The 13,614-nt window shown below is 44.9% G+C and carries 11 protein-coding genes; 9 read left to right on the top strand and 2 right to left on the bottom strand.

Annotated features, from left to right (window positions below; translation table 11 throughout):
* Positions 1–209: 209 nt before the first annotated feature.
* The 5 genes from CA598_RS29285 to ftsY all read left to right on the top strand — a co-directional run bounded on the left by CA598_RS29285 (position 210) and on the right by ftsY (position 7,418).
* Positions 210–443 carry an acyl carrier protein gene (locus CA598_RS29285; RefSeq protein WP_036686493.1) on the top strand — a complete coding sequence of 78 codons (234 nt, stop codon included), beginning with the start codon at positions 210–212 and terminating at the stop codon, positions 441–443.
* A gap of 218 nt (positions 444–661) precedes the next feature.
* On the top strand, positions 662–1,900 hold the full coding sequence (fabF, locus tag CA598_RS29280) for a beta-ketoacyl-ACP synthase II (RefSeq protein ID WP_076282776.1): 1,239 nt from the start codon (positions 662–664) through the stop codon (positions 1,898–1,900).
* 12 nt (positions 1,901–1,912) lie between these two features.
* A complete protein-coding gene (rnc, locus tag CA598_RS29275) occupies positions 1,913–2,617 on the top strand; it encodes a ribonuclease III (protein ID WP_042127220.1) in 705 nt (234 codons plus the stop codon).
* A gap of 171 nt (positions 2,618–2,788) precedes the next feature.
* A complete protein-coding gene (gene smc, locus CA598_RS29270; RefSeq protein ID WP_094878754.1) occupies positions 2,789–6,358 on the top strand; it encodes a chromosome segregation protein SMC in 3,570 nt (1,189 codons plus the stop codon).
* A 52-nt stretch (positions 6,359–6,410) separates the two neighbouring features.
* Positions 6,411–7,418 carry a signal recognition particle-docking protein FtsY gene (gene ftsY / locus CA598_RS29265; RefSeq protein ID WP_094874594.1) on the top strand — a complete coding sequence of 336 codons (1,008 nt, stop codon included), beginning with the start codon at positions 6,411–6,413 and terminating at the stop codon, positions 7,416–7,418.
* Positions 7,419–7,537: 119 nt separating this feature from the next.
* Here the strand turns inward: ftsY and CA598_RS29260 are convergent, their stop codons facing one another.
* The gene (locus tag CA598_RS29260) at positions 7,538–8,425 is read right to left on the bottom strand and encodes a DUF1835 domain-containing protein (RefSeq protein ID WP_094878753.1); all 888 of its coding nucleotides are present in this window, start codon (positions 8,423–8,425) and stop codon (positions 7,538–7,540) included.
* Positions 8,426–8,778: 353 nt separating this feature from the next.
* On the opposite strand from CA598_RS29260, the gene CA598_RS29255 reads away from it, so the two are divergent.
* The 4 genes from CA598_RS29255 (at position 8,779) to CA598_RS29240 (ending at position 13,075) form a co-directional block, all read left to right on the top strand.
* On the top strand, positions 8,779–10,242 hold the full coding sequence (locus CA598_RS29255) for a circularly permuted type 2 ATP-grasp protein (RefSeq protein ID WP_042127226.1): 1,464 nt from the start codon (positions 8,779–8,781) through the stop codon (positions 10,240–10,242).
* A 68-nt stretch (positions 10,243–10,310) separates the two neighbouring features.
* Entirely contained in the window at positions 10,311–11,264 is a 954-nt protein-coding gene (locus tag CA598_RS29250; RefSeq protein WP_094874596.1) for an alpha-E domain-containing protein, read from the top strand.
* The gene (locus CA598_RS29245) at positions 11,261–12,127 is read left to right on the top strand and encodes a transglutaminase family protein (RefSeq protein WP_094874597.1); all 867 of its coding nucleotides are present in this window, start codon (positions 11,261–11,263) and stop codon (positions 12,125–12,127) included. The genes CA598_RS29250 and CA598_RS29245 overlap by 4 nt, the downstream gene beginning before the upstream one ends.
* Positions 12,128–12,265: 138 nt before the next feature.
* Complete coding sequence (locus CA598_RS29240) at positions 12,266–13,075, top strand: SDR family oxidoreductase (protein ID WP_094878752.1); 810 nt, start codon at positions 12,266–12,268, stop codon at positions 13,073–13,075.
* Here the strand turns inward: CA598_RS29240 and CA598_RS29235 are convergent.
* On the bottom strand, positions 13,067–13,543 hold the full coding sequence (locus CA598_RS29235; protein ID WP_094878751.1) for an SRPBCC family protein: 477 nt from the start codon (positions 13,541–13,543) through the stop codon (positions 13,067–13,069). The genes CA598_RS29240 and CA598_RS29235 overlap by 9 nt on opposite strands.
* Between the last annotated feature and the right edge of the window lie 71 nt (positions 13,544–13,614).

Below are 13,614 nucleotides of genomic sequence, written 5' to 3'. Positions count from 1 at the left end.
ATAAGAAAGTATAAGTTTCACACTATACTTATCCTTATATTTCTCGCTAAAACACTTACCGTCCTTATAAGGAGGCCGAAGGCGTTTTATGCTTGGGAGAAATTACACTGTTTTAAAGATGAAATGTGAGGGATCAGGAAAGCGTTTTTTGCGGTCTATGGTATTTTGACCTCATATCTCGTATAATACCAAAAGAGGAGGTGAACCGGATGTCCGATGTATTAGAGCGTGTAAAACGCATTGTCATCGACCGCTTAGGTGCCGATGAAGCTGAGGTAACATTAGAAGCGTCTTTCAAAGATGATTTAGGTGCTGATTCTCTTGATGTAGTAGAATTGGTTATGGAATTGGAAGATGAATTCGACATGGAAATCTCTGATGAAGATGCAGAGACGATTACGACCGTGGGTGAAGTTGTGAAGTACATACAATCTCATACCTAGAGTCATATGATTGAGAGTCCCGTTCCAACTTGGGCGGGGCTTCTCCTCATTTATACAGCATTAAAGATGTATTAAAGGTTGCCATGTGCAGCTTTATAGGGATTATAACAGAACCGCGTAAGCTTTAATGATGCGGTGATCGCTGTTCATATAGTAATAATTTGCAGTATATAAGTACTGAATATAATGTATACAGCCTATAGATGGGGTGATTGTGTTTGAGTCATAGAGTGGTTGTAACCGGGATGGGCGTAATTACGTCACTAGGGAAAGACTTGGAGACGTTCTGGGATAATCTGATGAGCGGTAAATCAGGTGTATCGATGGTTGAAGCGTTTGATGTCAGTGAATACACTACGCAAATTGCTTCATCAGTTAAAGACTTTGATCCTGAGGCGCTTTTTGGCCGCAAGGAAGCCCGCAAAATGGACCGTTTTGTACAATTTGCAGTGGCTGCCGGTGAAGATGCATTGCGCGACAGTGGACTTAAGATCGGTGAAGATATCGATGCTGAACGAATCGGTGTATCTGTTGGTTCGGGTATCGGTGGTCTTGGTACTTGGGAAGACAATCATAATCTGTTACTTGAAAAAGGGCCAAAACGGGTTAGCCCGTTCTTTATCCCGATGATGATCGCTAACATGGGTTCTGGGCAGCTGTCCATTAACCTCGGTGCAAAGGGACCGAATACGACTACAGTGACAGCCTGTGCTACAGGAAGTCATTCCATTGGGGAATCATTCCGTCTGATTCAACGTGGAGACGCGGATGCTATGATCTGCGGTGGTTCGGAAGCGACCATTCGACCAACAGGAATGGCAGGATTCTGTGCAATGAGAGCGATGTCCACTCGTAATGATGAGCCGGAGAAAGCTAGTCGTCCATTTGATGTAGATCGCGATGGTTTCGTTATGGGAGAGGGCGCTGGAATCTTGATTCTGGAATCCCTTGAACATGCTGAGAAGCGTGGAGCGAAGATTTATGCTGAGGTTATCGGCTATGGTCTAAGCGCTGATGCTCACCATATGACTGAACCGGATCCAGATGGAGCAGCTCGCTGCATGAAGATGGCAATCCGTGATGCTGGTATCTCTCCTGAAGATATTGATTACATTAACGCACATGGTACTTCAACGCCTGTAGGAGATCGATCAGAAACGGCTGCTGTTAAGAAAGCATTGGGCGAACATGCCTATAAAGTAGCTATTAGCTCAACGAAATCCATGACAGGTCATCTTCTAGGTGCTGCCGGTGGTGTAGAAGCTATTATCTGCGGACTCTCTTTGCAAAAGGGTATGATTGCACCAACGATTAATTTGGACAACCAGGACCCAGAATGTGATTTGGATTATGTACCAAATGTTCCACGTAAAGCGGATCTTGATATTGTAATGTCGAATTCGTTTGGATTCGGGGGACATAACGCTACAGTTATTCTAAAAAAATATAATCAGTAAGGGGACAGCGCGGTGAAAGGAGAACTGAAGCAGTTACAACAGCAACTTCAAATCCAATTTCACGATTCTGTGCTTCTGAAGCAGGCCTTTACCCATGCATCATATGTGAATGAACACCGTTTCAATCAGCATCAGGATAATGAGCGTCTCGAATTTCTAGGGGATGCTGTACTGGAGCTGACGGTTTCTGAATATTTGTACAATCTGTTGCCAGATCGACCTGAAGGGGAACTGACCAAGCTACGTGCCGCTATCGTATGCGAGCCTTCGCTGGTTAAGTTCGCTGAGAGTTTAGGTTTTGGCCGTTATGTACTGCTGGGAAAAGGGGAAGAACTTACGGGCGGACGTACTCGCCCGGCCCTGCTGGCTGATGTGTTCGAATCCTTCGTGGGAGCGCTTTATCTTGACCAAGGGCTGGAAACTGTACGGTCTTTTCTTGATAATCACGTATTTCCACTTGTGGAGACGGATGGGAAACTGCAAATGCAGATGACCGATTATAAGACGGAACTGCAAGAGCTAATTCAGCAGCACAATATGGGTACGTTGGAATATCGGATCATTGAAGAACGGGGACCCGCGCATGAGCGTGAATTCGTCTCTGAAGTGTTAATGACTAACCGTTCACTTGGTAAAGGGAGCGGCCGCTCGAAGAAGGAAGCAGAGCAGCAGGCTGCAGCAGCTGCACTGTTGCATCTGAAAGAAGATGGTGCCTGAATTTTGCATCATGTGGACAAGCGGAGGAGAGCAGCAAAGGTCTGAATACCGGCGTTTAGGCGGAGCTCAGACCGTTGCTGCTCTTTTTCGAAAGAATAGCCAAGCTTCATTTTGAAGCTATTTTAGGCGAATAAACGCTATGGTATAATGGGTCAGAGGTGATAGGCAAGTATGTTTTTGAAACGGATAGAATTAGCTGGTTTTAAATCATTTGCCGACAAAACAGAAATGGAATTTGTGCGCGGAATAACGGCCGTAGTGGGTCCGAACGGAAGCGGCAAGAGCAATATTTCTGACGGCATACGCTGGGTGCTCGGCGAACAGAGTGCTAAATCACTGCGTGGCGGCAAGATGGAAGATATTATTTTTGCCGGTAGTGACGCGCGTAAAGCTGTGAATTATGGTGAAGTATCACTTACGCTCGATAATGAGGATCACACGCTTCCATTGGATTTCAGCGAAGTTACAGTGACTCGGCGTGTTCACCGTAGTGGTGAGAGTGAATATTTAATTAATAAGCAATCCTGCCGACTGAAGGATATCACAGAGCTGTTCATGGATACCGGTATCGGGCGTGAGGCTTATTCGATTATCGGACAGGGTCGGATTGAAGAGATTCTGAGTACTCGTTCCGAAGATCGGCGAGGCATCTTTGAAGAGGCATCGGGTATTGTAAAATATAAATCGCGCAAAAAAGATGCAAGTCGTAAGCTTGATGACACGGAGCAAAATTTGCTTCGTATTCACGATTTGATTAGTGAGCTTGAGGATCAGATTGGTCCACTAAAGGATCAATCGGAGAAGGCCATTCGCTTTAAAGAGCTTCGGGAACAACTGAAGCATCAGGAAATTTCAGTCTATGTGCATCAGATTGAAGGGATTCATACAGCTTGGCAGGAAGGTAACGCTAAGCTCGAAACTTTAAAGGATGAGCAACTGGAATTATCTACTGTAGTCTCAGCCCATGATGCCAAGCTGGAAAGCGGACGTGCCGAACTGCGCGCGTTAGAAGAACAGATCGAGAAGCAGCAAGAGCAATTGCTCCGTTATAGTGAGGCTTATGAGAAGAGCGAAGGTTACGGGGAAGTGTTGAAGGAACGCAAGCGTAATCTTGAGAGCAACCGAGAACAGTTAATGCTCACATTAGGTTCTGTAGGTGAACGTTCTGCGGATCGACAACGCGAGCTTGGAGATTTAGAAGCTAAGCTCGAAGCGTCCCGTCTCAAGCTTGTTGAGCTTCGGAAACAGATCGAAGCGGAAGAGACAAGACTCGAAGGTGTCGCTGACGGTATTAGTCAGAGCCAGGAGGAGAAGCTGAAAAGTGCTCTCCTGGAGTTAATGAACCTTATGGCGAATGCGCGTAACGAAATTCGTTACGCGGATCAACAGAAGGAGAATCTGGAACGTCGTATGAGCCGCAGTGAAGAAGAAAGCGGCAAATGGACTGCACGGCAGGAAGAGTTGTCTGCTAACCAGAAAGGGCTAAAAGATAAGATTGCCCAGCTTGGAAAAGAACTAAGCAATCTTCGTGGTGCTTATATTACTGAGAGTGAACAACTTAGTAAACGTCAGAAGCTGATTGAAGAGACGCAATCAGGTCTGAGAAAGTGGGAACAGAAGCGGGAAGCACAAGTCTCCCGTCACGAGACCATGAAAGAAATGCAGGATGATTTCGATGGCTTTATGCTTGGGGTTAAAGAAGTTCTCAAAGGTGCCCGTAAAGGACAGCTTAACGGTGTGCATGGTGCGGTTGCTGAACTCATCTCCGTTCCGGAGAAGCTGGAAATGGCTGTTGAGACTGCGCTGGGTGCATCGCTGCAACACGTGGTTATGGATAATGAGAGCGTGTCTCGCCAAGCGATATCTTTCCTGAAGCAACGTCAATTGGGACGAGCTACTTTTCTACCACTCGATGTTATCCGGCCACGCCAAATTTCCGGTAGTGACCGTGGAATGGTGGAAGATGCTGAAGGTTTTGTTGGAATTGGTTCCGAACTCGTTGGATACGATGATAAGTATGCAAGTATTATTGGCAGTTTGCTTGGTAATGTAGTTATTGCTGAGAGCCTGGAGCAGGCGAATCGTATCGCCGCTAGATGCCAGTATCGTTATCGTGTGGTTACGCTAGAGGGTGATGTAGTCAATGCCGGGGGCTCCATGACTGGTGGTAGCCAGCATAAGAAGAACAATAGCTTACTTAGTCGTAAACGCCAGCTGGATCAGCTGAGCAGTGAGATCGAAGAGAGCGAGCGTCAAATTGTTAAGCTGAAGCAAGGCATAGCCAGACTTCGTGAAGAGCAGGAGAACGCTAGCGTGAAGCTAGAGGACCTGCGCCGTGATGGAGATGAGAAAAGACTGGAAGAGCAACGTGTTTCTGGCGATTTGAAGCAGCTTGAACAGGAGCTTCGGCATGTGCAGGAACAAGTGGAGAGTACAGGTGCGGAACGTAGTGGTTTTGAAAGTGAGGTTCGCGCGCTTGAGGAGACTCGAAAACAAGCCTCTGCTGAGCTTGAACGTCTCGAGAAAGAAGAGAAGGAAGCTCATGAGGGTATCCGTAATGCCGAATCGGCGCGTAAAGCGAATGAATCTGCGAAGGAAGAGTTGCAAGGTAAGCTGACCAGTATGAAGGTTTCGGAAGGCAAGCTCGATCAGGAGATCTTCTCCTTGGAGGAGCAATTACGTCGTCTAAGACAAGATGCGGGTTCACAGGATAAAGAGCTGCGCCAGAATCGAAATCTGTTACATACGATCGAACAGGATTTGGCTAGTAATGCTTTGGAAACCGTGAAACAGAAAGAAGATTTGAATAGTTATCGTCTGAAGAAGGAAGAGACAGCCGGTACTTTGGATCTAGCTCGGGCGGAACGTTCCGCGTTAACCCGTAAGCTTGAGCTAGAGGAGGGCAAGACCAAGGATCAGCGTCAGGCACTTAGAGTCGTGGAGGACAAGCTGCGTTCAACTGAAGTTTCTGTGGGTCGTCTGGATGTTGAACTTGATAATATTCTTCGTAAGCTGAGTGATGACTACGAGCTAAGCTATGAACTAGCGAAGCAACGTTATCCTGTACCTGAAGATGTGCCTGCCGCACAAGCGGATGTACAGCGTCTGAAACGCAGTATTTCTGCACTTGGCGAAGTGAACTTAGGTGCGATTGAAGAATATCAGCGTGTTCATGAGCGTTATACCTTCCTCAGCGGACAAAAAGATGACCTGGTCGAAGCCAAGACTACCTTGTACCAAGTTATCCGTGAGATGGAAGATGAAATGTCCAAACGCTTCAAACAGACCTTTGATGCGATCCGTAAACAATTCGGTACGGTGTTCTCGAAGCTGTTCGGAGGCGGACGAGCGGATCTCATGCTGCTGGATCCAGAGCATATGCTGGAAACAGGGATAGATATCGTAGCCCAGCCACCGGGTAAAAAACTTCAAAACCTACAGCTCCTATCCGGTGGGGAACGCGCTTTAACTGCGATGGCCCTCTTGTTTGCCATCCTGCAAGTGAAGCCGGTTCCGTTCTGTGTACTGGATGAGGTAGAGGCTGCGCTAGATGAAGCGAATGTCGTGCGTTTTGCACAGTATTTGCGTGAGTTCTCGGAACAAACGCAATTTATCGTCGTTACACACCGCAAAGGAACGATGGAAGAGGCGGATGTGCTCTACGGAGTGACGATGGAAGAAGGCGGAGTATCCAAGCTTGTCTCTGTACGTTTAGAGGATGAGGAAGCAGAGATCGCATAACGGCTTGACGAAATGTTGAGTTTTTTAATACAAAACTTTTAGGAGGAAACAAATGAGCTTTTTCAGGAAGTTAAAAGAAAGCATTTCCGGCAAAACGGAAAGTGTAACCAAACAATTCCGCGACGGATTAGAGAAAACCCGTAAAGGCTTTGTCGAGAAGGTAGCAGACCTGATTATCCGCCGTAAAAAAATAGATGAAGAGTTCTACGAAGAGCTGGAAGAAATCTTGATTGGTGCGGACGTAGGTGTTAATACAGTAATGACACTTGTCGAGGATCTGCGCGCAGAAGTAAAGCAAAAGCGAATTGAAGATGCAGCTGAGCTGCAACCCATTTTGTCCCGTAAGCTCATGGAATTGCTGCGCGGCGATGACGATAACAGCCTGAAGGAAAATCCGGATGGCATTACAGTTATCTTGTTCGTTGGGGTAAATGGAGTAGGCAAGACGACTACGATCGGTAAACTAGCACATCGTTACAAACAAGAGGGTAAAAAAGTTCTTTTGGCTGCAGGGGATACGTTCCGTGCCGGAGCGATTGAACAGCTCGAAGTTTGGGGTCAACGTGCTGGCGTAGACGTAATTAAGCAACAAGCTGGCTCTGACCCGGCCGCTGTTATGTTCGATGCTGTTCAAGCGGCTAAGCAGCGGAATGTAGATATCTTGATTTGTGATACGGCAGGCAGACTTCAGAATAAGAGTAATCTGATGGAAGAGCTCAACAAGATTTTCCGTGTTATTCAAAGAGAAATTCCTAGTGCTCCGCATGAAGTACTGATGGTGCTAGATGCGACCACAGGTCAAAATGCGCTTACGCAAGCCAAGCTATTTGGTGAGAAGAGTGGGGTAACAGGGCTCGTCTTGACGAAGCTGGATGGTACAGCTAAAGGCGGAATTGTAGTAGCCATTCGTCAGGAAATGAACTTACCAGTGAAGCTCGTAGGACTGGGAGAAAAGATGGAAGATTTGCAGCCATTTGATTCTCAGCAGTTCGTGCATGCTCTTTTTGCCGGATTAATTACCGAGGAAGAAGAGTCAGAAGAATCGGAAGAGCAAGCTTAGTTCAATCATCCACACAACTTTCATAAGCAACATTTACAAGGAATGTCCTCGAAGCTATATTTAGTTATGAGGGCATTCCTTTTTTATTAAATGCTAGTTAGTTGTTAATGTAGTGACCACTAAGGAATTCTTAAAAAGTACAAATGCAGCGCGTAGGGTATCCCTTTAAATAACAGCTTTCCCTCACTAATAAGCCTCCAAAAGCGATATTCTATAAATGAGGTACTGATAAATAAATTCCACTGCCCTATAATTGTACCTGCAATAAGTCCCGCATTTACGAAATGATCGCCCTGTTCATTCTTTTGCAGTTGCAGAATTAAGGACAGAATGTCTTCGTCATAGTATGTTTCGGGTACATTCGTTAGTTGACCTTTGGACCATACTCGAAGCATATCCTCAGTGTTGCTGATTTCTTGCCACTCCAGTTCATATTGTTTTCTCTTTGCGGAGGTAAGGGGCTCCGTATTTTCGGTGTTTTTGATAATAATTTGCACTGCTTCGTTTGGGAGCTGACCCAGGGATTGGGGAGATAAGCCCATGCTAAATTGATCCGTAATCCCGGGAAGCTTCTCATAAGCTTCGATTGGATTTATAACATGAACAGGTTGCTTCCGCTCACTAAGAACAGAAAGTGCAAATCGTAAACCTGTCTGATCATGGGAGTTGTCTCCGCACCAAATCGTGATTTTTTTGTCCTCGGGAATTTCTTTTAAGGTCTGAATCATAGCTTCCAGTTTATGCTGGGGATTGAGATGATAACCCTGATCCGGAAATCGTTCCTGAAACCATAACTCACGGGCATGACACCCTTCATCATTATCTAATTTGCACAGCGGTCCAGCAGAGAACGTCTCATTAAACGAAAGTACTCTTATTAAATGACGTCTACCTACACGACTAAGTGCTACCTTCATCGAACCCGCTTCTGATAAGCCAAATAAAAGAAAAATATGATTCTGCCTAGCCTCTTCCTGCTCCATGGTCATAGTATATTTGTGATCCATTTGTTCACTCTCCTAACGTTCCAAATTATACCATATAACTGAATTCACCTCCCCAGAAAACTATATAAAAAAACCAACATATGAAAAATTCATAATAGTACTGCTTGTCACTACTCCTGCATACAATTCAATGAAGAAACTACACTTCAGCTCCGACAGCCTATATAAGAGAGAAAGGAAGCGATTCCAAACCGCGGAAATATTCAGAGATCACATTTCTCTGTTATATATATTGACATCGGCAATAGAATTTACGTATTATGGGAATACAAAACAATATTTTCATGGATATTTTCAGGAATTAAAGTATAGGTTGTTAGTAAAGATAACATTTATCGAAAGGAGTCGGGCTCATGTCCAAATTAGATCCTCTGCCAGGTCTGTCTCCATATCCGCTGCAACATTTTTTTGATGAAATGTATGCAGATAAGAGAAATGTCCGGCCGCATTACAGACATGTGAATCGCATGTTTTCCGGAATGAGCTCGGAAGAGCTGCAGGGTAAGCAGAATTTGATGCAGCGCAGGATGATGGAGGAAGGAATTACTTTTACGTTATACAATCCGGCTCAGGATCATCCCATGGAGCGTACGATTCCCTTCGATATGATTCCACGCATTATACCTAAAAATGAATGGGAGAGGCTAGAGGCAGGAATAATTCAGCGTATCACGGCTTTGAATCTGTTCATTCATGATATCTACCATGAGCAGTATATCGTAAAGGATGGAATAGTTCCAAGGCGTATGATCATCTCCAACTGTTATTTTCGTCCCGAGATGGCTGGTCTAAGGGTGCCTGGTGGAGCCTACATCACTACCTCGGGAATCGATCTGATCCGCCATCATGATGGGCAATATTATGTGCTTGAAGATAATCTACGAACGCCTTCAGGGTTTTCATATCTTTTTAAAGGCAGAACCCTTATGAATCAGTTATTTCCTGAATTGTCCTTTGCCAGCTCCATCCGAGATGTTGATCATAGCTTGAATCGCTTCTTATCCGTTCTACGTAGTTTATCACCCTCACGAAAGTCAGATCCGGTTATCGCACTCCTTACACCTGGGGAATACAATTCTGCTTATTATGAGCATGCTTTTCTAGCACAACAGATGGGTATACATTTGGTAGAAGGACGAGATTTGGTTGCAAAGGATCACAAAATATATTTAAAAGAAATGAACGGACTTCGCCGTGTAGATGTACTGTATCGGCGTTTGGATGATGATTTCATTGATCCGTTAGCTTTTCAGCCGGATTCACTTCTAGGGGTGGCGGGTCTGATGAATGCGTATCGGGCAGGGAATGTAGCGATTGCTAATGCCCCGGGGACTGGTGTTGCTGATGATAAAGCGATGTATGTCTATGTACCGGATATGATTCGTTATTATCTGAATGAAGAACCGATTCTTGGAAATGTCCCGACCTATTTGCTAGGCAGACCTGATGAACGTTTATATGTCCTTGAGAACCTATCTGAAATGGTTGTGAAGGAAACCTCTTTATCCGGGGGATATGGAATGCTGATCGGAAGTGAAGCTACGAAAGAGGAGCTGGCTGAATTCAGAATGAAGATTATTGCCGACCCGGAACGTTATATTGCGCAGCCGATCATGTCTCTATCTAGAGCACCGGTATTATCAGGTGGAACAATGGCACCGAGACATATCGACCTTCGGGCGTTTGTTTTAATGGGTGCTGACCGGAAGCCGCATGTTATACCTGGGGGATTGACACGGGTGGCTATGAAAGAAGGATCATTGGTCGTGAATTCCTCACAAGGTGGTGGCGTAAAGGATACTTGGGTCATGGCATGATACTGCTATGTAGATGAAGTGAATAATAAAATGCAGCATCAATTTGTAGGATAAGGGAGTGGCTGGAGATGCTGAATCGAAATGCTGAAGCTTTGTTCTGGATCGGTAGATATATTGAAAGGGCAGAGAATCATGCGCGGCTAATCAATGTTCATTATCATATCCAGCAGGAAGAGGATTTTCATGAAGAAGGACATAAATGGTCAAGGTTAATCGATGCGCTAGGCGTTCGAGGTGAATATATGCAGCAGTTCGAAACCTTTTCCGAGCAGGATGTCCTATCTTTCATCACACTTGATTTAGGCAATTCTAATTCATTATTCTCTTGTGTACATCATGCTAGAAATAATCTGCGGACACTCCGTCAGCAGCTTCCAAGTGAATTATGGGATGTTGTCAACAGCTTCAACCTATGGCTTGGTGAGCGGTCTGTTGCAGATATTATGAGCGGTCCACATCAGTTCTATCAGCAGGTTAAGGAGCGTACAGCCATGTTTCTCGGTGCAGAGCAGTCGGTCATGCTTAGAGGGAATGAGTGGCATTTCATTGAGAGCGGACGGTTTCTAGAGCGGGCAGAGAATACAACTCGTATCTTGCAGGCTGTCATTGTCTCATGCCGTTTTAAGGAGCTTAACGCGGTTTATACTCAGTTGCAGGCGGTGCTTAAATCTGTTAGTGGGTACCAGGCGTTTCGCCGTTATTATGCTGATGCTATGTCTCCGGAGAGCATTTTAGATTTCTTGATTGCGAATCCCAAATTTCCGCGTTCCATTCGTTTTTCTTTTCATCAGCTGGAAGAGCATTTAGCAAAGCTTGAACTAGATTCCTCAGAGAAAGGTTCAGGCCATGAGAAGGTTATCCGTCAAGCGGGTAAGCTAAAAGCAGAGCTGGATTATATGGAAAAAGAAGAAATGTCCGGCGAGCTAGTGGAAGATGTGCTTAAATCGCTGGTGATATCCTGTCAAAAACTTGGTAAAACAATGGAGGGCGCCTTTTTTCGGCGAGAAGGAGTGTCTGTATGAAGATTCAAATCAATCATACCACCACATACAGCTATCCAGAGCCGGTTACGGACAGTGTCAATGAGATCAGACTCACGCCACGCACGAATTATCGCCAATCCTGTTATCACCATGAAGTGGATATTTACCCGCCAGCAAATCTTTTAACCTATGAGGATTTCTTCGGGAATCGGGTCCATGCCTATTCGGTTAATAAGCCGCATACGGAGATGGTCATCCACACTAAAGCTACTGTAGTTACACTGGATAAAGCTCAGGGGACAGACCTCCCGAGAACAACTCTTGAAGAACAAATTAGATTGTTAAATGACGAGGGATTTCAGAACCGTTATATTGAGTTTATTTTGCCGACTCGTTATACCGAGGTGACGCCTGAATTAGTGGAGTTTGCCTCACAGTACCCTTTTAATGAAGCAGAGGATATGTATGAATGGATTCTTAAATTATCTGCGACGATTTATGAACAGTTCACCTATGACCCTGAGGCTACAAGTGTAAATACTACGGTAAAAAAAGCACTGAAGCTTAAACGCGGTGTATGTCAGGATTATGCTCATCTAATGATTGCTGTTTGCCGTAGTGTCGGTCTGCCGTCCAGATATGTAAGTGGATATCATTTTGTCGGTGATTTGCAAGGGAGTAATGCTAATTTTGAGCAAGCCTCACATGCTTGGGTGGAGACTCACATTCCCGGTACAGGTTGGCTTGGTTTCGATCCGACGAATAATGTTGAGGTCAATTGGCGTTATATTAAGTTAGGTCACGGACGGGACTACAAAGATATTGTACCTGTAAAAGGCGTATATCGTGGTGGAGCAGGCACTCTGACCGTGAAAGTGGACGTGCGGAAGCTGGACAATTAAATGGATCAATATAGATGAAACTCTCTGTTCAAGCTTTTGAACGGGGATTTTTTTTGTGAAGATGATTCCAGTGTACATGGTTTTGGGTAATCTTGATCCATAGTACATCACTTAGAGATCTTAAAGGAGAGATTACATATGAGTCCAAACATAGCTAAGAAACAAAGATTTATTGGGAAAACAGCAATTATTACAGGAGCGGGCTCAGGAATTGGCCGGGCTACCGCTATTAAGCTGGCGAGGGAAGGTGCTAATGTAGCGCTTTTTGATTTGAATCTTGAACGTACCTCATCTTTAGCGGATAAGTTGAACAAGTTTCGCAAAGATAGTGCATTAGCCATAGAGGTAGATACTTCGGATGAAAAAGGGATGGAGGAAGGCGTTCGCAGGACAATCGAACAATTCGGCAGCTTAGATGTAGTATTCGCTAACGCGGGAATCAATGGTGCGGTCGGACCTATAGAGGAACTGAGCTTGAGTGATTGGGAACGCACGATGTCGGTGAACTTGACGGGGACCTTTTTGACCTTTAAATATACGATTCCTCATCTGAAGGATAAAGGGAAAGGTAGCATTATTATCACTAGCTCCATCAATGGGAATACTAGATTTGCCAGCTTTGGATGGTCTACGTATAGCACTACCAAAGCTGGACAGGTGGCTTTTGCCAAAATGGCTGCACTTGAGCTTGCTAAGTTTAAAATCCGAGTGAATGTGATCTGCCCCGGGGCGATTGCTACCAATATAGATGAAACCACTGAAATGAACGAAGAGGTAGAAGCGATCGTCATTCCGATTGAATTTCCCGATGGTGCGCAGCCGCTGGCAGATGGGCCGGGTAAACCGGATAATGTTGCCGATCTAGTTTCTTTTTTGGCTTCCGATGAATCCATTCATATTACAGGTGCGCAAATTGTGATTGATGGAGCAGAGTCTTTATTATCCTAATTTAGAGATCGCTTCTTGGTATTGTTCATACCAAACGTTCCATTCAGCTTTTCGCGACTCTAGCGTGGTACCATCCAGAAGATGCTGGATCACATCCAGACATACATGCCAGCCAGCTAAATCTCGGGGTGTGTGTGGCGTGAGCGTCCGGATCGTTTCATTCAAGACGAGTAAACATCCTTCTGAATTTGGATATAGCTCAAAGCGAACTGAATCTTCAGCCCACGTAAATTCAAGAACGGATTCATGTTGCAGGGCGGTAATCGTCATTTCTTCAAAGGTCCCGTCTTGCATATCAAACTTGATTAATCCACCTTTACGCAGGTCTTCAACACGTAATTCAGTGAACCATAAAGCAAGCTTCTCATTCTCTGTCAGAAAGGACCATATTTCTGATGCGGGATGTTTTAGTAGACGTTCGAAACGAGCGACATAATGATCATCAACTTTTTTGAGGTTAGCTATCATGTTATATTTCTCCTTTGGACTGCTGCTGTAGTCCTTTTTTTATTGTTTAGGAAATTATACAATACAAAAAA

Origin of the sequence: Paenibacillus sp. VTT E-133291 (genome assembly GCF_002264395.1) — a bacterium.
GTDB classification, from domain to species: Bacteria; Bacillota; Bacilli; order Paenibacillales; family Paenibacillaceae; genus Paenibacillus_AQ; species Paenibacillus_AQ nitricinens.
This window is presented reverse-complemented; position numbering and strand designations above follow the sequence as displayed.